20 protein-coding genes and 2 pseudogenes are annotated in these 21,613 nt (G+C 57.8%); 12 read left to right on the plus strand and 10 right to left on the minus strand.

Annotation, left to right across the window (positions count from 1 at the left end; genetic code table 11):
* Positions 1-296 precede the first annotated feature (296 nt).
* Positions 297-598 (plus strand): annotated as a pseudogene (locus AAEQ75_RS19080) (transposase); the annotation flags it as partial.
* A 447-nt stretch (positions 599-1,045) separates the two neighbouring features.
* Here the strand turns inward: AAEQ75_RS19080 and AAEQ75_RS19085 are convergent.
* The 5 genes from AAEQ75_RS19085 to cadR form a co-directional block, all read right to left on the minus strand.
* Positions 1,046-1,954 carry a sterol desaturase family protein gene (locus AAEQ75_RS19085; RefSeq protein WP_023083085.1) on the minus strand — a complete coding sequence of 303 codons (909 nt, stop codon included), beginning with the start codon at positions 1,952-1,954 and terminating at the stop codon, positions 1,046-1,048.
* 68 nt (positions 1,955-2,022) lie between these two features.
* A complete protein-coding gene (locus AAEQ75_RS19090) occupies positions 2,023-2,769 on the minus strand; it encodes a helix-turn-helix transcriptional regulator (protein ID WP_023083084.1) in 747 nt (248 codons plus the stop codon).
* Entirely contained in the window at positions 2,766-3,275 is a 510-nt protein-coding gene (lspA, locus tag AAEQ75_RS19095; protein ID WP_023083083.1) for a signal peptidase II, read from the minus strand. The genes AAEQ75_RS19090 and lspA overlap by 4 nt, the downstream gene beginning before the upstream one ends.
* Positions 3,272-3,619 (minus strand): DUF3703 domain-containing protein, encoded by a 348-nt coding sequence (locus AAEQ75_RS19100; RefSeq protein ID WP_044727165.1) that lies wholly within the window; start codon positions 3,617-3,619, stop codon positions 3,272-3,274. Before AAEQ75_RS19100 ends, lspA begins: the two co-directional genes overlap by 4 nt.
* 107 nt (positions 3,620-3,726) lie before the next feature.
* Positions 3,727-4,134 carry a Cd(II)/Pb(II)-responsive transcriptional regulator gene (cadR, locus tag AAEQ75_RS19105; protein ID WP_017246254.1) on the minus strand — a complete coding sequence of 136 codons (408 nt, stop codon included), beginning with the start codon at positions 4,132-4,134 and terminating at the stop codon, positions 3,727-3,729.
* A 101-nt stretch (positions 4,135-4,235) separates the two neighbouring features.
* Between cadR and AAEQ75_RS19110 the strand changes: the two genes are divergently transcribed.
* From AAEQ75_RS19110 to AAEQ75_RS19125, 4 genes are all read left to right on the plus strand, one after another.
* Positions 4,236-5,129 carry a cation transporter gene (locus AAEQ75_RS19110; RefSeq protein WP_026006648.1) on the plus strand — a complete coding sequence of 298 codons (894 nt, stop codon included), beginning with the start codon at positions 4,236-4,238 and terminating at the stop codon, positions 5,127-5,129.
* An 85-nt stretch (positions 5,130-5,214) separates the two neighbouring features.
* A complete protein-coding gene (locus tag AAEQ75_RS19115; protein WP_250033552.1) occupies positions 5,215-5,475 on the plus strand; it encodes a hypothetical protein in 261 nt (86 codons plus the stop codon).
* 92 nt (positions 5,476-5,567) lie between these two features.
* Positions 5,568-6,086: an ATP-dependent zinc protease family protein gene (locus AAEQ75_RS19120; protein WP_343350108.1), complete on the plus strand. Its 519-nt coding sequence runs from the start codon at positions 5,568-5,570 to the stop codon at positions 6,084-6,086.
* Complete coding sequence (locus AAEQ75_RS19125; protein WP_069900673.1) at positions 6,073-6,642, plus strand: DUF4946 domain-containing protein; 570 nt, start codon at positions 6,073-6,075, stop codon at positions 6,640-6,642. The genes AAEQ75_RS19120 and AAEQ75_RS19125 overlap by 14 nt, the downstream gene beginning before the upstream one ends.
* A 25-nt stretch (positions 6,643-6,667) precedes the next feature.
* On the opposite strand, the gene AAEQ75_RS19130 is transcribed toward AAEQ75_RS19125, so the two are convergent.
* The gene (locus AAEQ75_RS19130) at positions 6,668-7,645 is read right to left on the minus strand and encodes a site-specific integrase (RefSeq protein ID WP_069900674.1); all 978 of its coding nucleotides are present in this window, start codon (positions 7,643-7,645) and stop codon (positions 6,668-6,670) included.
* A gap of 179 nt (positions 7,646-7,824) precedes the next feature.
* On the opposite strand from AAEQ75_RS19130, the gene AAEQ75_RS19135 reads away from it, so the two are divergent.
* The 3 genes and pseudogenes from AAEQ75_RS19135 to AAEQ75_RS19145 form a co-directional block, all read left to right on the plus strand.
* Complete coding sequence (locus AAEQ75_RS19135; RefSeq protein ID WP_063542795.1) at positions 7,825-8,823, plus strand: DNA-binding protein; 999 nt, start codon at positions 7,825-7,827, stop codon at positions 8,821-8,823.
* 38 nt (positions 8,824-8,861) lie between these two features.
* Positions 8,862-9,368, plus strand: a complete 507-nt coding sequence (locus tag AAEQ75_RS19140) for a DUF6036 family nucleotidyltransferase (RefSeq protein ID WP_343350110.1) — start codon at positions 8,862-8,864, stop codon at positions 9,366-9,368.
* A 165-nt stretch (positions 9,369-9,533) separates the two neighbouring features.
* Positions 9,534-9,779: pseudogene (locus AAEQ75_RS19145) on the plus strand (inositol monophosphatase family protein); the annotation flags it as partial.
* Positions 9,780-9,931: 152 nt separating this feature from the next.
* Here the strand turns inward: AAEQ75_RS19145 and AAEQ75_RS19150 are convergent.
* The 3 genes from AAEQ75_RS19150 to AAEQ75_RS19160 form a co-directional block, all read right to left on the minus strand.
* A complete protein-coding gene (locus tag AAEQ75_RS19150; protein ID WP_343350111.1) occupies positions 9,932-11,194 on the minus strand; it encodes a site-specific integrase in 1,263 nt (420 codons plus the stop codon).
* Positions 11,195-11,209: 15 nt separating this feature from the next.
* Positions 11,210-12,363, minus strand: a protein-coding gene (locus AAEQ75_RS19155) for an IS3 family transposase (protein WP_256382191.1) whose coding sequence is annotated in 2 segments (ribosomal slippage) — positions 11,210-12,117 and positions 12,117-12,363 — 1,155 coding nt in all. Because the reading frame shifts where the segments join, the coding sequence is not laid out codon by codon here.
* A 512-nt stretch (positions 12,364-12,875) separates the two neighbouring features.
* Positions 12,876-14,057, minus strand: coding sequence for an integrase (locus AAEQ75_RS19160; RefSeq protein WP_343350112.1), 1,182 nt, complete (start codon positions 14,055-14,057; stop codon positions 12,876-12,878).
* Positions 14,058-14,629: 572 nt separating this feature from the next.
* Between AAEQ75_RS19160 and imuA the strand changes: the two genes are divergently transcribed.
* Genes imuA through AAEQ75_RS19175 form a run of 3 tightly spaced genes read left to right on the plus strand, consistent with a single transcriptional unit; the run spans position 14,630 to position 19,729 of the window.
* Positions 14,630-15,247, plus strand: coding sequence for a translesion DNA synthesis-associated protein ImuA (imuA, locus tag AAEQ75_RS19165; RefSeq protein WP_343350114.1), 618 nt, complete (start codon positions 14,630-14,632; stop codon positions 15,245-15,247).
* Between the two features lie 7 nt (positions 15,248-15,254).
* Positions 15,255-16,664, plus strand: coding sequence for a Y-family DNA polymerase (locus AAEQ75_RS19170; protein WP_343350116.1), 1,410 nt, complete (start codon positions 15,255-15,257; stop codon positions 16,662-16,664).
* Positions 16,661-19,729: an error-prone DNA polymerase gene (locus tag AAEQ75_RS19175; protein ID WP_343350117.1), complete on the plus strand. Its 3,069-nt coding sequence runs from the start codon at positions 16,661-16,663 to the stop codon at positions 19,727-19,729. Before AAEQ75_RS19170 ends, AAEQ75_RS19175 begins: the two co-directional genes overlap by 4 nt.
* A gap of 60 nt (positions 19,730-19,789) precedes the next feature.
* Here the strand turns inward: AAEQ75_RS19175 and AAEQ75_RS19180 are convergent, their stop codons facing one another.
* On the minus strand, positions 19,790-19,951 hold the full coding sequence (locus AAEQ75_RS19180; protein ID WP_179576512.1) for a hypothetical protein: 162 nt from the start codon (positions 19,949-19,951) through the stop codon (positions 19,790-19,792).
* Positions 19,952-20,068: 117 nt separating this feature from the next.
* Here AAEQ75_RS19180 and AAEQ75_RS19185 point away from each other — a divergent pair, with 117 nt between their 5' ends.
* On the plus strand, positions 20,069-21,322 hold the full coding sequence (locus AAEQ75_RS19185; RefSeq protein WP_343350118.1) for an OprD family porin: 1,254 nt from the start codon (positions 20,069-20,071) through the stop codon (positions 21,320-21,322).
* The last annotated feature ends 291 nt before the right edge of the window (positions 21,323-21,613 follow it).

Consider the following 21,613-nt stretch of genomic DNA (forward strand, 5'->3'; position numbering starts at 1 on the left):
GCAGGGTATCAATCGGGCTCAACTGGTAGCTCCGTTTAACCGGATTTCTCAAGCTCGTAGGGTTCGCACCACCCGCTAGGCGCGCTAGCACAAGACCGGCCTCGCTAGCCGTTCAGTCGAGCCCCAAGTAGGAATTGGGGGCCTGGTCAAACATACTGTTGCTTAGGCGAGATGCAGGGGCTGCCTGCTTCGAGCAGGCCCAATCAGGCACCAAAAGCGAATTCTATAATCGCTCTATAATCACTTTGAATCGCCCCGGGTTTCGTGGAGGCCTCAACTCTTGAGAAGATGAGGCAATGAGAAAGACGACTACCTACTCCCCTGAAGTCCGTGAACGTGCCGTGCGCATGGTTCTGGAGCACCTGAACGACTACCCCTCCGAGTGGGCGGCCATTGAGGCCATTGCCCCGAAGATCGGCTGTGCAGCGCAAACTCTGCATGGCTGGATTCGTCGCCATCAGACCGACGCCGGCCAACGTCCTGGGCCGACCACTGACGAGCGCGAACGCATCAAAGCCCTGGAGCGAGAGAATCGCGAGCTGCGCAAGGCTAACGAGATCCTGCGCCTGGCCAGTGCGTATTTTGCCCAGGCGGAGCGGCATAGAATTTCGCGAGCAATCTCGTAGAGGACGATTGACTCACCGGGACGCCAAGTTCGCGCATACTCCCTCCAACGAACCTCGCTCAACTCTGCTAGTTCCTGCACGTTCGCGGGTGTGAGCACTCCCATGAAGAGGGCCTTTCGGTGACGATGCGCATCACCGTCCAAACCTTGGACACCGTCTTGTCCGAATAAGGTTTTTTGCAGTCGCTTGGGCGCAGCGTTCTGGCGAACGAATCGGTCAGGGTCGCAAATCAAGCGAGCAGCTTCGGCACCTGTTAGGCACAGAGTTTTCTGTAATATCAAGCGAGTTTGAAACACAGGCGATTGATGAAACTTACTGCGCGTGGAGATAAATCGGTAGGGATCTCGCAAAAAGGCCCAAGTACTGTCCAATCCGGTGTCACGCGGTATGTTTGGCATTGCTGACTCCACCCGTTCTAGCTACGTGTTGCGGATTTCATCCTGCTCTGAAGAATTGTGACCGGCCGGGTAAGCAGATGTTGGATGAACAGGATCAATAAATTGCCCGAAATAATTTCTGGGGTAGTCCTTTTCATGCAATCCAACCTCAGCCTCGCCCAGCTTCCCGGCGCTGTCGTAGAAGGTTCCAAACATCTGATCCCACACAGTTGAAAACTCACCGAAGTTGACCTGAGCGTCTTCGAAGTCGCGCTTATGGTGCCAACGATGGACCTCAGCAACCCCTAGCACATGCCGCAGCCAACCCACGCTGTAGTCCAGGTTCGAATGCTGAAAGGCCAGATGGACGGTTAGGATCCCAAACCACGTTGCGACTACGGCAGACGGAGCTCCAGATATGAGCAAAACCACCAGCCCCGGCCCGGCCATCAACGCCGCATGCAGAGGATGTCGACGTTCTCCGTTCATCCAGTAGAGCCGCTCAGCGCTGTGATGGATCATGTGAAAGCGCCACAGCCAATGCACCCGGTGGCTGATGCGGTGCATCACATACAGGCTCAAGTCGAGCACGGCGGCGACTAGTAGCAATTGCAGCCACAATGGGCTCTCGATCGGAAAGAGCCGAACCGAAGCCGGTACCGCATCGCCTAACTTAGCCAGAAATTCTGCAGTAAATTGAATGACAGACAGGTTCACCAGCATGTGCAGCAGATCCGTCAGGGTGTCCTGATGATCTTCCAGCCAGGCTCGCCGAAAAGGCTGGATGCGCTCCAAGCCAGCAATGAGTAGCAGCCCCGCCGCGGCGACTATGGGTGTGGTGGGCCAATACGGTATACCTGCATACAGCGCCCAAATCATGAAGGAGGCACAGCCGCCAAACACAAGTGGATAGCTCAGCCACCGTATGGCGAATCGCAAGGGAATAGACATCGCTCAGCTCCTGAGTAGGGAGCCATGACTGTATGTGGGAAGGTCCGCTTTCGGCTTGAACGAAAGAGCTACGACCCCTGAAGATCGACTTCAGCCAGGGCGGAGGAAGGATCGATGCCCAGCAGTGCCCGGAATGTCCGGGAGAAATGTGCCGAGTCAGAAAAGCCCGCCTCATGGGCCGCTTCAGTGAGTAGACCCCCTTTGGCTAGGTGCTGTAGGGCTTGTGTGAGACGTAACCATTTCGCATAGCTGCGCAGCGGCAAGCCTGTCTGTTCCACGAACCAATGGGAAAACCGTGTAGGGGATAAATGCACCAACGCGGCCATTTCTTCGCGCCTCATTTGGCCTCTATGCAGCGCTTCAATCACCTTTGTCAAGCGAGGATCTGGAATCGGTGGATCGGGTAGCCGCAGTGCCTGGCGCACCCCCGTCCTAACCTGGAGAGCGGTATGTCCTGTCTCGCGCAGCATATCGATAATCGCTACTACGTCCGCCGGGGCGATCACGACTACCCTTGCTTCTTCGGTACCCCGCATAGTTGGGGCTTCATCGGATAGTGCATCCAGATAGATCGACAGCACTCGACCAGCACTGATCCGGTGTTTCAGGCCCGCGGCGATGAAGATGGCAGCCCCTGTTTGAATGCCCAACGGGGTTTCAACCGATACAGGTGAATCGAGGCCCACTGAAATCTGATGCGCCTGATGGTGGTGCCACTCCTGGTGGCCGGCACGGCCATGAAAGATGCCGATGCCGGGCCCTATCCAGGCCTGGCCTGCCCAGCGTACGGTATCCGTTGAGAGCGAGCCTTTCATTCGTTGACTCGGCCGGCTTCCGCATTTGGGCTTAGCAAACTGCTCAGGATCAACATGGCGGCGCCACCGACGATAGCAATATCCGCCAGGTTAAACGCAGGCCAATGCCAGGACAGCCAGTAAAAATCCAGGTAGTCGATTACATGGCCTCGAAATGCGCGATCAATCAGATTCCCAACTGCCCCGCCCAAGATAAGGCTATAGCCTAGGGCTTCGCTTTTGGCTCTGCGTTTACGCAATATCAGAGCCAGCACGATCGAAACGACCAAAGCTATGACAATGAAGAAGTAACGCTGCCAACCACCCGCGTCAGCCAGGAAGCTGAACGCTGCACCGGTATTCCAGAAGTGAACCAGGTTGAAGAACGGGGTGAGAGGAATCACGGTGCCGACCGGGAGCGAACCCGTAATTGCGCTTTTCAACGCTAGGTCGGCCGAGGCAATGGCTAGCGATAGCATCCACCAGAACCCAGGAGCAACAAGAGGTGATCTAGGAGACGACCTCATTGCATTTCTCCTTGAAGAAGTCGCTGCAGCTCCGGTGAAATAGGCATCGGCGCAAAAGCACTGACCCTGGCGCGCCCGCTGTTTCCGAGCGGCACCCAGATCTTCGAGAACAGCAGGGCCGCCATGATTCGCGGTACTTGGCTGAGCACCTTTCGTAAGTCGCGCAACTGCCAGCCGGCCCTCAGCATCAGCCAATGGCTCTGAGCATGAAGAATAGGCATTCGCTGGCTCAATATGTGGGCTCGCTCCAGCCAGGAGAAAGCCTCGGTTGGCGCCTCTTCATTAAGTGCTTTCCTAGCCTGGAAGAAGGCCTCATCAATGGCAATGCTGAGAGCGGTATTCATCTGGATCTCACTTACGCAGTAGATGCCCGAGTGAACACCCTATAGCTGCTATAGGGTCAAGCGCTATGGGCGATTCAAGACGACGCAAAAATGACTTTATGTCGGAATTACGAAAGAGGTTTGTCGCCCCCCAGCAGGCCCGAAAGTATCCCGCAGTCCAGACTTTGTCGTTCGTTATCGCAGCAACCTCGCAACGTCACCAGCTGGTTTTCGAGAGCATGTAAGGATGCGATCTGAGCCCTTACCTGTGCGATATGTCTATCAAGGAGCTCATTAACCGCAACGCAGGGTTGCTGCGGCTGTTCCTGATAGCTCTGCAAAACACCAATTTCTTCCAGTGACATGCCAAAAGAGCGGCATCGGCGAATGAACAGCAGTTTGTCCGCATGGTCTGCTTTATAGGTTCGATAGCCATTGTCCTCGCGTTCGGGCGGTGGAAGCAGTCCCTGACGTTCATAAAAACGAATCGTCTGAGTGTCCACTCCTGTCCGCTGTGCAAGTTGACCGATGCGCATGGTCTGTCCCTTGGTAAAAAAGCCAGTATATCCAGGCTTGACCCTATAGCCACTACATGGTTCTTAATCGGTAGAATCAAGTCCTATAGGAGAGGCGAGTCATGACTTCTTGTGATAAATCCTGTGGCTGTGGCCCTGAGCCGGTAAGCACTGAAGCGGCAGCCGCGCCTTCGAATGAAGGGACTTGGGTCAGCAGTTTTTCTGTGCCCAAGATGGATTGCCCGTCAGAAGAGCGAATGATTCGGCTCGCGCTCAATGGCTTTTCTGAACTCAATTCGCTGTCCTTTGATCTGAGCAGCAGACAGGTACGCGCTTTCCATGACGGTCCGGTTGACCAGATCGCAACCAAGCTGGAATCACTTGGTTTGGGGGCAACATTGCTCGGTACTCAACCGGCCAGCCAGGAAGCAGCTTCGGCCAATAGCGCCAGTGAAGAGCTGACTGCTTCCAAGGAGGCTGGCTCGCTCAAAATCCTGCTCGGTATCAATGCCACGATGTTTGTCATCGAGTTGGGCGTAGGCTTGATTGCTCAGTCGACGGGTCTGATCGCCGACTCGCTGGACATGTTTGCTGATGCTGCCGTCTATGGTCTGGCTCTCTTTGCGGTCGGTCGGGCTGCGCAGCTGCAGGTTCGCGCTGCGCACCTGGCGGGTTTTATCCAGATCGTGTTGGCTCTGGGGGTACTCGTGGAGGTGGTTAGGCGCTTCATCTATGGCAGCGAACCTGAGTCGATGCTGATGATGGGGATTGGCTTAGTTGCACTCGTCGCGAACGTCAGCTGTCTCTTATTGATCTACGGCCATCGTGAAGGCGGTGCACACATGAAAGCGAGTTGGATTTTTTCGGCCAACGATGTGATCGCGAATATTGGTGTTATCGCCGCTGGAGCTCTGGTTGCGTGGACAGGCTCTTCCTATCCAGATTTGGTGATTGGTACGGTAGTTGGCCTCATCGTACTCAACGGTGCGCGCCGAATCCTGGCATTGAAAGCCTGACCAACCGGATCGACAGCACCCCCATTTTCCAAACAGAGACGCGTAGCTTGTGAGTGACGTTGAGACGGCTGAGATAGAACAGCTGATGGCTGGATTGGACGGCAAAATTGCCGAAGGGCATGCCGCCCAGAGTCGCGATGCTGCTTATGCCGTCTATGTGAAGCTCGCGTCGCTTCGTGAACAGCTCCCAGCCCAGCCTGATGTCAGTAAAATCCTCACAGAAGTCGGGGTGGAGAAGGCCTTGGAGCAAGCCAGCCAGAAGGCCTGGCGACTCTATGAGGCCTTTTACCTCGAAGTGCAGTATGACTTGGAATGGGCGAGCAGCCGCAGCTACGAAGACGCTTAGAAATTCTTCCTTGAAAGATGAGAAGCGGCGAATGGGCCACGGGTGATACCTGGCCTAAACGAATCCAACGCGCCATAAATGAGGTTTCCACTATGCAGCATCGAACTACCAGATGGTTGTCTGCCGTTTTTATCGCTTTGGCGATGGCACCCTGCTTCGCTGCGACGAACACACCCCCCAAAGTATTTGGCTGGGTGGAGGAAGGACTGATTCAGCCGGACAACATCTCCGTAAAAATCAAATTGGATACGGGGGCCTTGACCTCATCGATGGATGCGAAGGACCTGGAAAGGTTTGAAAAGGACGGCGAGAAATGGGTCCGCTTCAACGTGGAAGTCAAAGACAGTGAGACCGGCAAGATGGCCAATTCATCATTTGAGCGCAGGGTCATTCGCAATGTGAAGGTGCGTGGTGCGGGCGGCGCTGAGAAAAGGCCAGTTGTAGTCATGCAAATGTGCATCGGGTCACGTATTTATAGTGAGGAGTTTTCGCTCAAGGATCGAGGCAAGATGAATTATCCAGTCCTTATCGGCCGCCGCACACTGGCGCGTATCGGTGCGGTTGATGCCTCCCAGACATTCACCATGGAGCCGCGATGTGGCAAATCATGACCCTGAGACGCAACCTCTTGTCATGACTTTAGTTAGATTTGCTCTGCCATTGGTTTCGGTAGTCATAAGTTTATTGATCGCCTTCCAGACCTATGCAACTGACCTCAATGTGGAATGGCCAGAAGGCTGGAGTAGCTCGCGCCAGCCCGCTCTGCTGGATGCACAGGGACAGCCTACCGGCTCGCGCCAGAGAGCTGTATTACAGGACAAGGATGGCAACCAACTAGCGGCAATGGAGGTCACACGTCTAGCCGTGCCAAAAGAGCATGCCGTGAGCATCGAGAACGTTATCGCGACTATGCGCAAAGCGTTGCAGTTCCACTATGCCCAGCTCGGGCTCCTGGCGAACTGCACCAAGCCGACTGAAACAGCACTTGGCGACCTGCGTGGTCTTCAAGTTATGTGCACCATGACTGCACGAGGTGAGACGGTACTTAAACACGCATTGGTCACTGCCGCAGGAGGGCAAGTAGCCTACTCACTGGAATACGCTGCAGTTCCCATAGCGTTCTCTGAGCATTTGCAAGAGTTCCTCCAGGTGCGCAAGTTACTCTGATTTTCTGTGCCTGTGTCGCCACTCCTTAGGGAGAACTTGGCAGCTGAGTCAAAGAGCCTGCATCCAGGTTGAAAGGGATGACGGGCTTTGCAGCCAGACCGCCAAATGAGACGGCGGGATCAATGTAGCGCATCGCCGACTTGATGTCCTTCCAGCCGACGTAGGTCATCAGGGCCTTGAGGTCCCAACCATTGGCCGTGGCCCAGGTGGCGAAGCCTCGGCGTAGCGAATGGCTGGTGTACAACTCGGCTGAGATACCGGCGCTTTGCAGGATTTGGCGCAACAAGCTGATCAGGCTGCCGGGATGCAGGGCCTCGCTGCCCAGATGCCCCCAACGATCCAGGCGACAGAACACTGCGCCGCGGGCGATGCCGGCGACACTGATCCAGTCGAGATAGGCCTGTACTGGGCACAGGCGTTTCAGGGCCGGTGCGTAATGGGTCGTGCCGAGGTTTTCCCGGTCACTCTTGCTCTGCGGCAGGAACAGGCTCATGCCAGCACCGGCTTCGGCCTGGATATGCTCGACCTGCAGTCGACAGAGTTCGTCACTGCGAAAACCCCGCCAGAAGCCGATTAATAGCAGCGCCGCATCACGCCGGCTGCGCCGCAGGCTTGCCAAATTGCCGGACTGCTGAGCTCGTTCGGCCTCCTGATTCAGCCAGTGAACCGCCTGTTCCAGGTGTTGCAACTGCAACGGTGCAGCTTGCTTGGCTTGTGCCGGATGCAAGGTGCGGATGCCTTTGAGCACCTGTCGCACCGTGGGCGTCTTGGTCGGATCAGGAAAGCCCTGGGTGATATGCCACTGAGCCAAAGCAGCCAGGCGCTGTTTGAGCGTGTTGCTGCTTAGGGTGTCGGCGTAGTCCACCAGGTAGCGCACGATGCTATCGCTGGTGGCGGGTAGAAAGCCGCCCCAGCTCACTTCGAAGTGCTCGATGGCCGACTGATAACTGCGACGGGTGTTTTCCCGCGTACCGGCTTGCAGATAGCGCTCGACGTCTTTCATCGCTCGAAATGCCCTTTGTGTACGGGAAAACGGCAGCTAAGCGGCCGTTTGTGCCAGTCTTATTGAATAACCCTCCATTATCTTATCTGATTTATTCGCTTTGAACGCGCTTTACATCAATCAAAATTAGTATGTAAATACATGGTATGTAATCCACTACGAAATCGTAGGAGCAGACCATGGCCCGCGGCGGCATCAACAAGGCACTGGTTCAGAAAGCGCGACAGGCGATCCTGGCGCGAGGCGAGAACCCGAGCATCGACGCGGTACGGGTTGAACTGGGCAATACCGGCTCGAAAACCACCATTCACCGCTACCTGAAAGAGCTCGAAGACGCCGAGCGCGGCCGGGATGCGGGCTCAATCCCGCTCAGCGAACAGTTGGCCAACCTGGTCGGCCAACTGGCAGATCAGCTAGAGGAGGATGCGCAGGCCACCGTGGCCCAGGAGCGCGAACATCTGGCACGCGAACGGCTCGATTTCCAGAACCAGGCTCGGCTGGCCGAAGGCCGAATCCAGCAGTTGGAAAGCCTGAGCAGCGGGCTCACGGAACAGCTCCGGACTGCCCAGCAAGCACTACAGCAGGAGCAGCAGCAACGCCAACAGGCCCAGATCGAGAATGCCCGCTTGCTGCAGGCCAACCGCGACCTGGAGGAGCGCCTGCAGGACCGCGATGGGCAGATTCGCTCGCTGGAGGAAAAGCATCAGCACGCACGCGACGCCTTGGAGCACTATCGCCAGGCCAGCAAGGAGCAGCGCGAGCAGGAACAACGTCGACACGAGACGCAGGTACAGCAGCTGCAATTGGAACTGCGGCAATTGCAGCAGACCTTGATAATCAAGCAGGACGAGCTGACCCAATTGAACCGCGACAATGCGCGTCTGCTAGCTGAGGCGCGGCAACTGCAAAAAGAGCAACATGCGCAGCAACAGCTACTGGCGCAGAAAACTCAGGCCCTGGATGCCTCGCAGAACGCGCTGGCCGGTGCCGAGCGCTCGAATGAAACCCTGGAACAGCGTTGTTGCACATTGCAGGAGGAGGTATCCCGGCTGGGCACAGCCTCTGTGATCCAGACGCAGCAGGCGCAGGGCCTGCAGGAGCGCCTGATCGAAGCCAATGCACAGTTGAAGCTACTCGGGGCGCCGCTTGCGAACAGCGATAGCGCACCGAGCACATGAACCGGCACACTGAGTCCATGTGCTGAGTGGAGGTGAAGATGACACTACTTGAGACTGCCAATGAGGGGGCCGCCGAACCTGTCCGTTTGACTACACCGCTAGACCAGGCCATTGGTAATCTGTTCGCCCGGGCCTTGCCGCTACTGGATGGCAACCCACCAGGCTCGCTCAAGGTCTTCGTCTTCGGCGGCTGCGCGGTGCACCTGCTCACCCATGCGCGTGGTAGTGCGGACATCGATGCGGAGATCGAGGCTGCCCGCGTGCTGCGCAAGGACGAGATCATGGCCGTCTACACACCGCCAGAGGGTTATGAGGACAGAGACGGCCGCGACTTGCAGGTTTATCTGGATCAGAACTACACCAATGCCCTCGGGCCACTGCACGAGGACTACCGCGAGCGCGCCATCCCCATGGAGGGTTTCGAGGGTGAGCAGCCGCTGCATATCTTCGTTGCCGCCGGCGTGGATCTAGCAATATCCAAACTCGGCCGCTTTACGGAAAACGATCAATTTGATATCCAACAGCTCATCGAATGTGTCGAATAGCGATTGGCAGGTCTTGAAATCGCATAGATCCAAGCTTCCTCCATGGATGGCTGAAGCGATTGGGCGCGAAGCAGTCTTTGCTGAGAAGGGATTCTAATATTCGTTTAAATACAATAATTTAGAGAACGAATGTCCTAATTTTTGCCTTATCTCGGCATGACCCCTCGCTTGGCTCGCGTAGCCGCCGGCGACGCTATCGCGGGAATCTCTCTCGTGCCGGTCTCGGCACATGACGTCGTTGGTGGCCATGCTCTGCTGATCGGGGCTGGCGGTGTGTTGCTTAACCAAGATGGCGTGCCAGTGATTTACGACTCAGAGGCCCGGATGAAAAGAGTGTCGCTACGTTGCTTCGGTGGAGCACCCAGTGCGTGTAGCGCGTTAGCCCATAGAGATTGGGGAAAGCTCTTTTGAAGGCTCGGCGGAACGATGCTTACTGGTGAATATGCGTATTTTTTTGCACCTTTACCAATGACCGCTTAAGGCCTCTAGAATGGGCACTTCAGAGATGGCAGATGTGCTGTTTTGCAGATTTATTTGCAGATTTCGACGGGCAGCAGACCCCTTTAGCTGTCACTCTCTTCACCGGGTACCGTGGCGGTGTAGCGTGCTATATCACGTATCCGAAGAGCGGCTTGTAACTCAAAAGTATTGAGGTTCGGTGAGGCAAGCCTGGCAGAGGTGTTGCGGATCCACTGGAGCGATGCCGATCGCAACTGATCAACCTCCATTTCACTCCACCCGTCCTGCCGCATTCGAACAAGGGCCAAATCAAACACCGGCTGGAGGAGTCCGCGGATGTGGTGGTCGGACAATCCTGGTCGCCCTCCCAGGGTACATAGCAGAGGTACGGCCTCGTCGTCGGAGGGCAGGGGAGGTAGGTTTAAAATGCGCCGGTAACGTGCAAGGTAAACATCCAGGTACTGCTGCGGCGCACGAACTCTGTCTACCAACCGGGCGCCTTTACGCAGATAGAGCCACCAGAGACCAGCAGCGTCCCTGCGAAAATCCTTCATCGCCAGAGCGTCGCGCCCTTTGCCTGATAAATCGGATACGTTCAGGTACATGGCGTAAACGGTGGCGAGGATGAACAGCGTCCGCTCATGTCGGACGTCTTCTGAAGCCATACCAGCTGCTGTATCAATCACGTATAGCCATTGATCCTTGCTTAGCGAACGCGCTCCATTGCTCCCTGGAATACGTCTTCCCCGTGAAGGAAGGCGGTTAGAGTCGAATGGGTTGACCTCGGTTAGATCCTCACCAACGGCATAGACAAAGAGGCATTTGCATACAGATATGCACTTATTAAGGGTCGCCTGAGATAGGCCCAATGGTGGGCCGGATAGCGGAGGAGGGGTGCATCCTGAGGAGGTAGATCGATCGCTTTTGGGATTGTGCCAATTGAAAGGCCGCCAGTCGGCATTGACCATGTAGCTGTCTGACTCATGCGCCATCCGACTGCCAATGCGAGTGAACCTGTCCCTTACAACCGGCCCAACCCAGCTGCTCGGCGGCTTAAGGCAGAATGCTACGAAGCTCTCGCTATCCGAGTGGTTGAGCTCTAGGAGCGGCTTCTGGGCCTCCAGGAGCGACCAAAGGAGTAAGCGCTCTGCATGAGTGCGGTAGCTGTTGAATGTTGTCTCGTTATCGCTGCAGGTTTTTAGGAAAGCACGTACTGCAACGTATCCCTCCTTGGCGCGAAACGCCGCTGGAAACCCTTCCAGAAATGCGCGCACCTCAGGTAGCTCATATCGCAGCTCTGGGGATTGAAACTCGAGCTTTTTGAAGCGAGTAAGCACCTCAAAAAGAGGTTGTGGCGCGATCTTCATGACGTTGATCGGGTTCTACCCCATTTCCACGGACGGCTTGAAAAGGGCTGAAAACTTCAGATCTTGCCGGGCGACTCTACGACGCATACGTGGGTTATGAAACCGCTCGATGTAATCGAATAAATCCGCCCGGGCCTCATCGCGAGTCCGATACGACTGGTGAGCAACACGCTCCCGTTTGAGCTGACCGAAGAAGCCCTCACAGGCGGCGTTGTCGCCGCAATGACCGACGGCACTCATGCTGCAGATCAGCGTGTTGCGATTCAAAAAGCGCTGATAGTCCGCACTGGTGAATTGGCTACCGCGATCCGAATGCAGGATCACTGACCAGTCACCTTGGCGCTGCCAGATCGCCATCTCCACCGCTCGAATCACCATCAGCCGATCTTGGCGGTGGTGCATCGACCAACCGATCACCAGCTTGCTGTACAAGTCGAGCACCACGCATAGGAAGAGTTTGCCTTCCAGTGTGGCTATTTCCGTGATGTCCGTGACCCACTTGCGCTCCGGCTCCTGCGCAGTGAAATCGCGCTCCAGCAGATTTTTCACACCTGCTGGACGGCCGCTGGCGGCTCTTCCAAACCCACGCCTCTTCCGGCGTGGCCAGCCTTGAATTCGCTCAGCCGCCATCAGGCGAGCAACGCGGTTCAGGCTCACAGTTTCGCCCTCGTCGAGCAGATCCTCGTGCATACGTGGCGCTCCGATCACACCACGACTGTCCTCGTGAATCTCTCGAATGCGCTTCACCAAGCGCGCATTCTCTCGAGCGCGGGGGCTTGGATCACGATCCTGCCAGGCGTAATAGCCACTGGCAGAAACCTTAAGGCAACGGCACATCAGGCGTACCGGGTACTCGTTGCGGCAGCGCTGGATCACCGTGTACCGCTCGATGACTCCCTGGCAAAGTACGCTGCCGCGTCTCTTAAAAAATCACGTTCCTTGGTCACTCGGGCCAGCTCGCGCTTGAGGCGGGCAAGCTCCTCATCCCGCGGACTTCCCGTTCCTGGGAAGGCTTTCTCCATACCCGGTTGTGCTTCCCGAACCCAGCGGTTTAGCAAGCTCGGGGCCACTCCAATCTCTTGGGCAATTTGGCGGCAACTGGTCTCTGAACGACGAGCCAGTTCAACGGCTTCCCGCTTGAATTCGGGACTGTATTTCTTGCGTTTCATGAACACTCCTTCTGCTCAATATGAGCTTACTCGAAAGTGTCCGTGTTAACGGGGTAGAACCCATCCCGGCTCTAAGCCCTAAGAGCCATCGGCGTGCGTACCCGAGCGCGACGTGCGTTGTACTCATTCAGGCTAGTACCGGGTGCTTAGGGGATCAACTGATCGAGAGATGCGTGACCGAATCGAATGGACGCTCCGGTGAACTGAAGATTAGAAACGGCGAAGCACGTGAACCAAAGATTCGAAATGGAACGGCAATCCATGAACTGAAGATTAGAAATCGGATTTTTTCGTGAACCAAAGATTGGAAACGGGAGGGCACAGAGTGAACCGAAGGTTAGAAACGGAGAGCTCAATCCCGTTTCGAATCTGTAGTTACCAGAAATTCGAATCTTTAGTTCAGATCACTGTAGATGCGCCTAAATAGGTACTTTCCGGCCAGTATAGAGTAATATCCGGGTCTGGTGATTATCGGATATTACAAGTACCTTGACCGCAAGCTGGTCGTTACTTCACTCACGGTAATATCTGCCGTAGGTGTAAGCGATACTCGTAATACGTAGATCTCGCTGCAGTTCGGCGGGGTCGCGGGTTTGAGCAGCACTCCTCGCGCCACTGTCCCTCAAAAACCTGAGGCTAGATCCAAGTAAAACATTCCAATGATCACCACATTCTCCTGAAGAGGTAATAGCCGCATGCACCTGTCTGAGAGCTCCTTGAACAATATCTCGAATTTGACGAACAGAAAGCCCCGGACGCCCATAGCTAGTCTCCAACATGGGTACTCCCTCATCTTGCTCCGGCAACGGCGATAGACCTCGGCTTTTCCGGTAGCGTTTCAGATAGGGCAAGAATTTTGGGTTGACTGCGAGCCTTTGCGACGGCGTGCCTGGAGCATCTAGCACCAGCCACCACTTGCCGTCCTCAAGCACGAAGCAATCCATACTTGGACAGTATTCGCCAGATTTTGCGAGATCCGCAGCTCGCAAGTACATAAAAACCGTCGCCGCCACTATAAAAAGAGCACGCTCGTCTGTCGGATTGACTACTGCGCGGCACTCTAGAATCCGTAATACATGATATAGCTGGTCTGAACTAAGATATCTGCGAACAGGGTAAATCCCACTCTCTGCATTTCCATTGTGCGATCGAGACGCAGTGACAGGATTGAGTGCTGCCGCATCTTCTGCATGGAGAAAATTGTAAAAAGAACTACAGATGCTGTGTATCTGTCGCAAGGTACCCGTAAACGGTCGATAGGAGTCAGCCTCTGTTTGGCTTCGAATATCGAAAGGTCGCCAGCCTTCGTTAAAAGTCCAATTCCCATCATCTTGAATAAATCGGACCGCCGGCGAAGCACCGACCCAATTCGAAGGTGGCTTTTTGCAGAAAGAGAGGAACTGTCCAAATTGATCACGGTTTAACGTCAACGCCGATTTTCCGGCAAAAACCCAGCTCCAAAGAAGCAAGCGCTCAACAAATGTACGGTAATTACCGAAAGTCCCCGGGGCACGGTTATGGCGCGCAAGGAAGCGCAGGCTCCATTTAAAATCCTTCTCGACATCAAGCTCAGTCGAGAAACTCTTGAGGTAGGCCGCAACACAGGGGTAGCGAGCATAATACTGCTCGATGCCCAGGACCATTGACTCGGGACCGGCAAAGAGTGGATGCGGGTCTATGGTGTATGCTGGCATCGGAGACTCCAGCGGCCGGTGGCGAAATCTAGAGTTGCTTTCCGTAACCGTAGCAGAGCATTTCTAGTCTTGTTTTTATTTTTTTTAACCAGTCAAAATTGCTTCAGGAGTCCACTTTTTTGACTGTATATCGGCGGGCAACGAAAGGGTCTCTAGGATCCTGCAGCTTCCATATCATTGATTAATCTGTATTTTTTTTGAGCAAGATTTGTCTCTTTTATTGTCAGGAGCCACATGAGAGGTCCATCTCACCCAATAAGTTATTTAACATAATATACATTATGCGAAGCCTAGGATGAAAAGGGTCACCAGTTCCAGCCAGGCTTCCAGACACCTGAAACGCCGGGCTTCATCGTTCCATGATCCATATACTCCCATACAACACGACGGATCGTATGGGTTGGTTGTACGTAGATCGCGATTTCCTGGATCGACACGACTCTCCGGACTGATTTATTCGGCTGACTCGGCCGCGTCTCGGTAACCAGGTTGAGCACCTTATCGCGATTCTCTTGACCCATGCGTCGGCTCAAATAATACTGTATTCATATACAGTATTTGGTTGCTACTCCATGCCATCCGTGGTCGCGCTTGACCGGTTGATCGATGCTCGTCGTGTATGGCGAGGCCAGGTCGTTTCATCGCCATCGGGCGCCAATTTCTCAACCGGACATCATTTTCTCGACGCCGTACTGCCAGGTGGCGGCTGGCCCCAAGCTGCCCTCAGTGAAGTTCTCACGGCGGCGCCTGGCATCGGCGAGCTGCGCTTGTTGTGGCCGACCCTTGCTAGCCTGACGGTTTCAGGCGAACGAGTGGTGCTGATATCCCCTCCTCATCTGCCCTACCCTCAGGCCTGGATTGATGCCGGCGTTGATCTACGCCAATTGAGCATTATCCAGGCAGATGGCCGCGATGCTCTGTGGGCTGCCGAACAATGTTTGCGTTCGGGGAGTTGTGGCGCGGTGTTGAGCTGGTTGCGTCAGGCCGATGATCGCTCGCTGAGGCGTCTGCAGGTGGCAGCTGCTACTGGGCAAACCCTGGCTTTCGCCTATCGGCCGCAGGCAGAAGCGGCCAATCCTTCACCGGCAGCACTACGGCTGGTGCTCGACAGCCAGCCAGCACAGCTGCGGGTGATCAAGTGTCGCGGTGGTTTGCCGCCGGCTCAGCCGCTCGCGCTTGCCTGGCATTGAGCCTGCCATGCTCTGGGCTTGCATCCTGTTGCCACAGTTGCCCATGGACGGCGTGCAGCGTCACCGCGCCAACCCCGACGAGCCGTTGGTGCTGCTCAACGGCTCGCCACAACGGCGCGTTCTACAGGCGGTCAACCCGGCAGCCCGAGCCCTGGGGCTGAAGCCCGGCCAGTCACTGACTGCAGCGCAGGCGCTGACACGCGGGTTTGCCACGGCAGAATACGATCTGGCAGCCATCGAGCGCTGGCAGCAGTTTCTGGCTGCCTGGGCCTATGGGTTCAGTGCCCAGGTCAGCCTGCACTATCCGCGCTGTCTGCTGCTGGAGGTGCAGTCCAGTCTGGGACTGTTCGGCCCCTGGCCGCGTTTCGAAGCACGCCTGCGCGCCGAGCTTTCGGCGCTGGCCTTCCAGCACCGTATTGCCGTCGCGCCGAATCCGGCAGCAGCCCGAGTGCTGGTCAATATCGGTGATGGGTTGATGGCCAGTGATGAGCGGATGCTCAAGCAGATGCTCGATCCCTTGCCAGTGGATCGACTCGGGCTATCCGCCACGCTGACCACGGCCTTCAATCGCATGGGGCTCAGGCAGTTGCGGCAGCTGTTGGCTCTGCCGCGTGACAGCCTGGCCAAGCGTTTCCCTGCCGAAGTGCTACGTCATCTCGATACCCTCTCTGGCCAGCGCCCGTTAGCGCTGGATTTCTTCATGCCTGCGGATGTTTTCGATACCCGTATCGAGCTGAATTTCGAGGTGGAATCGCATCAGGCACTGCTGTTCCCGTTGCGCCGGCTGACAGCCGATCTGGCGGCTTACCTGGCCTGTCGTGATAGTGGCGTGCAGCGTTTCACCCTGCATCTGGAACACCGCGCGGGTGCCGATACGCAGATACAGGTGGGTCTGCTCAGCGCCGAGCGTGATCCCGGCATGCTGTTCGAGCTGACGCGCGGCCGTCTGGAACATCAGCAGCTACCAGCCCCGGTGCTGGCCGTGCGGCTGGAGGCGCGTGAATTGCCGACCTTCGCGCCGCAGCATCAGCAACTGTTCGACGAGCGTCCACAGCAGAACCAGCCCTGGGAGCAATTACGCGAGCGGCTAAGGGCGCGCCTCGGTGATGACGCCCTGCATGGCCTCGGTGCCAGAGCCGATCACCGTCCCGAGCGTGCCTGGATGAACGACTCGACCAGCCCCTTGCTGCCTCCCAACGGCCCGCGGCCGGGCTGGCTGTTGAGCGAACCCCAGCCGTTGCGCGAAGGCTCACTGCGCATCCTCTCCGGCCCGGAGCGCATCGAGTCCGGCTGGTGGGATGGCGAGGATGTGCGCCGCGACTATTACGTGGTGCAGACCCGTGCTGGGCAGCGCGGCTGGGCGTATCGGCCAGTCGGCAGTGATGGGCCGTTGCTGCTGCACGGCTGGTTCGCATGAGCGATTACGCCGAGCTGCATTGCCTGTCGAACTTCAGCTTCCAGCGCGGCGCGTCCAGTGCGCAGGAATTGTTCGAGCGTGCGGCAAGGCTGAACTATCGCGCCTTGGCGATCACCGATGAATGCACCCTGGCCGGTATCGTGCGCGCCTGGGAGGCATCGAAGAAAACCGGGGTAAAGCTGATAGTGGGCAGCGAAGTGCAGATCGAGAAAGGCCCGAAGCTGGTGCTGCTGGCCGAGAGCCTGGTGGGCTATCAGGCGCTATGCGGCCTGATCACCCGGGCGCGACGCAGGGCGACAAAGGGCACCTATCGGCTGTTGCACGAGGATTTCGTGGTACCGCTCGATGGTCTTTTGGCCATCTGGCTCAGCGAAGGCGAAGCCACCGCCCTGCCCTGGCTTCGCTCGGTGTTCCCCGAGCGGCTGTGGCTGGGCGTCGAGCTGCATCGCGGTGCGGACGATAGCGCGCGTCTGCAGCGCCTGCTCGAACTGGCCGCCGTCCATGACTTGCCGGCGGTGGCCTGTGGCGATGTACACATGCATGCCCGTGGCCGCCGCGCCCTGCAGGACTGCATGACCGCCATCCGTCATCATCTACCCGTGGCCGAGGCCGGTGCCCATCTATTCGCCAATGGCGAGCGGCATCTACGCCGGCTTGAGGAACTGGGCGAGCTGTATCCGCCCGAGCTGCTTGCGCAATCGCTGTGCATCGCCGAGCGCTGCAGTTTCGATCTCAGCCAACTGAATTATCACTACCCGCACGAGCTGGTGCCTGCAGAGCATAATCCCACCTCCTGGCTACGCGTTCTGGTGGAGCGCGGCGCTGACGAGCGCTGGCCTGATGGAGTGCCGGATAGGGCCCGCACACAGATCGAGCACGAGCTGGCGCTGATCGCCGAGCTGGAATACGAAAGCTACTTTCTGACCGTTCACGACATCGTCCGCTTCGCCCGCGAGCAGCACATCCTCTGCCAGGGCCGGGGTTCGGCGGCCAACTCCAGCGTCTGCTTCGCGCTCGGCATCACCGAGCTAGACCCTACCGAAAGCAGGCTGTTGTTCGAGCGCTTTCTCTCCCGCGAGCGCAACGAGCCGCCGGATATCGACGTCGATTTCGAGCACGAACGGCGCGAGGAAGTCATCCAGTACGTGTTTCGTCGCTACGGTCGAACGCGTGCGGCGCTCACCGCCGTGGTCAACACCTATCACGGCGCCGGGGCGATACGTGATGTCGCCAAGGCCCTTGGCTTGCCGCCGGATCAGGTCAATGCGCTGGCCGATTGCTGTGGCCGCTGGAGCAGTGGCCCACCAACGCCGGAACGCCTACAGGAGGCGGGTTTCGATCCGGAGAATCCGCTGCTCAGACGCGTGCTGATCCTGACCGGCGAGCTGATCGGTTTCCCCCGGCACCTGTCGCAGCATCCGGGCGGCTTCGTCATTTCCGAGCACGCGCTCGACACCCTGGTGCCGGTGGAGAACGCGACCATGGCCGAGCGCACCGTCATCCAGTGGGACAAGGACGATCTGGACAGGGTCGGCCTGCTCAAGGTCGACGTCCTGGCCCTGGGCATGCTCAGCGCCCTGCGCCGTTGTTTCGGCCTGATCGAGCGCTACCGCGGCACGCAGTGGACGCTGGCCACTTTGCCCAAGGAAGACCCGGCCACCTACGCCATGATCAGCCGCGCAGATACCATCGGCGCCTTCCAGATCGAGTCACGCGCGCAGATGGCAATGCTGCCGCGCCTGCGCCCAAACACTTTCTACGACCTGGTGATTCAGGTGGCCATCGTCCGTCCGGGGCCGATCCAGGGTGACATGGTGCACCCGTACCTGCGTCGGCGAAACGGCGAAGAACCCATCGACTATCCCTCGGATGAACTCAAGCCGGTCTTCGCGCGCACGCTCGGCGTGCCGCTGTTTCAGGAGCAGGTCATGGAGCTGGCCATCGTCGCCGCCGACTACACGCCCGGCGAGGCGGATGAACTACGCCGCAGCATGGCTGCCTGGAAACGTCATGGCGGGCTCGAACCACATCGTCAGCGACTCACTTCGCGCATGCTGGAAAAGGGTTACACGCAGGCGTTCACCGAGCGGATCTTCCGCCAGATCGAGGGCTTCGGTAGTTACGGTTTTCCCGAGTCGCACGCAGCCAGCTTCGCCCTGCTCGCCTATGCCAGTTGCTGGCTGAAGTGCCACGAGCCCGCTGCCTATGCCTGCGCTCTGGTCAACAGCTGGCCGATGGGCTTCTACAGCCCCGATCAGGTGTTGCAGGACGCACGGAGGCATGATGTCGAGGTGCGCCCCGTGGACGTACGCTACAGCGACTGGGATTGCAGCCTGGAGCCCGATGAACATGGCGAGCCGGCCATCCGCCTGGGCCTGAGGATGATTCGTGGCATGCGCGAAGACGACGCGCGCCGTATCGAACAGTCGCGCCAGTGCGGCGCATTCCGAGATGTCGAAGACCTCAGCATACGTGCAAGCCTGGATGTATCGGCGCGCGAGCGCCTGGCCGATGCAGGCGCACTCGGCGGCCTGGTTGGCCACCGCTATCAGGCGCGCTGGGCGATGGCTGGCGTCGAGGAACAATTACCGCTGTTCGCCGGTGTATCTACGCCGAATGAAGCCGCTCCGGGCCTGCCTGCCCCATCGCAGGGGGAAGATCTGTTGACCGACTATGCGACGCTCGGCACCACCCTCGGCCCGCACCCTCTGGCCCTGCTGCGCCAAACTCTACGGGCACGGCGCTGCCGGAGCTCGCGTGAATTGCAGACCGTCGAGCATGGCCGTCCTGTCAGCGTGGCCGGTCTGGTGATAGGCAGGCAAAGGCCGCAAACCGCCAGCGGGGTCATTTTCGTCACGCTCGAAGATGAGTTCGGCCTGGTCAATGTGGTCGTCTGGCATGACCTGGCCGAGCGCCAGCGGCGAGTCTTGGTGCAGTCGCAGATGCTGCGCATCGACGGTCATCTGGAGGCGGAAGATGGCGTCCGCCATGTGATCGCGGGGCGTCTGACGGATATGACGGAGCTGCTGACCGGGTTGGACATACGCAGCCGCGACTTTCATTGAATCACTCGTCTGGCCAGCACTCACCGCAGGCCAAGAAGATAAAAAAAAGGCCGCACTGGATCACCAGGCGGCCACAAGTCGTCTTAACCAAAGGAGATGAAGTGGAGCCAAGGCGACGGCTTTCGGGAGTGATGCAAAACCGCCGCCCCTGGAATCTTCATCGGGGTGAAGCCTATCGTCGATCGACTGCAACAGCGCATCGAAGTCATTGATAGTGATCATCAATCAGCTCGAATAGTGCATCGGCAGACGGGGTGATAACTCTAAGCGCGCCCTCTGGGCCGGGCCTTACCTCGCTGTGAGGCGCGTTTAGAACAGCACACAACACCGGGAGCACCCATGCACAAGAAGCACTGTCTCGCGCTGGCTTGCAGCCTCGCGTTGGGCGGGCAGTTGGCGCACGCCAGCAGCCAGTCCGAGTCCAACGGTTTCGTCGAAGACGCCAGCCTCAATCTGTTGCTGCGCAACGCCTACTTCAACCGTGATTACAAAGACAATACCAACGACGCCAAGACCTGGGGTCAGGGCTTCATCGCCACCTTCGAGTCCGGTTTTACCCAAGGTACCGTCGGCTTCGGCGTCGATGCCTTCGGTCTGCTCGGGGTCAAGCTCGACAGCGGCCGCGGCCGCAACTATCGCGCCTTCTTCGACACCGATAGCGAAGGCCGTCCGGTGGACGACCTGTCCCAGGCCGGCGGCGCGGTGAAGCTGCGCGTCTCCAATACCGTGATCAAGTACGGCAACCAGTTCCCTTCCCTGCCGGTTCTGGCCCATGACGACAGCCGTCTGCTGCCACAGACCTTCACCGGCACGCTGGTTACCAGCAACGAGATCGAAGGCCTGGAGCTGAACGCCGGTCGTTTCACCGCTGACAGCCCGATGGGCGACTCGGCGCGCGATCCTAATCGCCTCAAGAGTATCGACGTGCTCGGCGGCAGCTACGCCGTCAGCGATGACCTGAGCCTGGCGATGTATCACGCCGATCTCGAGGACATGTACAAACGCTACTACGCCAACGTCAATTACAACCTGGCGCTGGCGGCCGATCAGGCGCTGAACTTCGACTTCAACATCTACCGCACCAAGTACGACACCGGCTCGGTGGCCGCAATCGATCTCGGCGGTGACGGCCAGGGTGATCGCAACACCATCTGGAGTCTGGCGGCCAAGTACAGCATCGGCGCTCATGCCTTCATCGTCGCGCATCAGCGCAACAGCGGCGATGCCGGCTTCGCCTATGACTACGGCGATGGCGGTTCCAGTATCTACCTGGCCAACTCCTACTACTCGGACTTCAACTTGAAGGACGAGCGCTCCTGGCAGGCCAGCTACGAGCTGGATTTCACCGAGTATGGCGTGCCGGGTCTGCGTTACAAGTTCGCTTATGTACGCGGTGACAACATCGATACCGGCAACGACAACAACGGCACCGAGCGCGAGATCTTCAACCAGATCGGCTACACCATCCAGAGTGGGGCCGCCAAGGATCTGCACCTGCGCTTGCGTAACTCCATCTACCGTTCCAGCACCGATGTTGGGCCAGATCTCAACGAGATTCGCGCTTTCGTCGAATACCCGCTGAGCATCCTCTGATGGTCGCTGCCCCGGCCTTGGCCGGGGCAGTTCTCAACCACGCAGAGCTTGCGCAACGGCCCTCGCGGCATCCTCGATAGCCCGTTCCTCATAGGGCGCAAACCCCATTACCAGTCCCGGCCATCGCGGATTGACGCAGTAACTCGCCAGTGGCTGCGCGTCGATACCGGCAGCCTGCAAACGCGCGATTGCGCGCCAACTGGGCCAACCCGCCCTGCAACTCACCGGGTTTGTTGCGAAACCCCGTCAGCGATATGCCACCGTAACGGCCAATACCTCCAATCGTGCTCA

It is taken from the genome of Pseudomonas sediminis, assembly GCF_039555755.1.
GTDB classification, from domain to species: Bacteria; Pseudomonadota; Gammaproteobacteria; order Pseudomonadales; family Pseudomonadaceae; genus Aquipseudomonas; species Aquipseudomonas mendocina_D.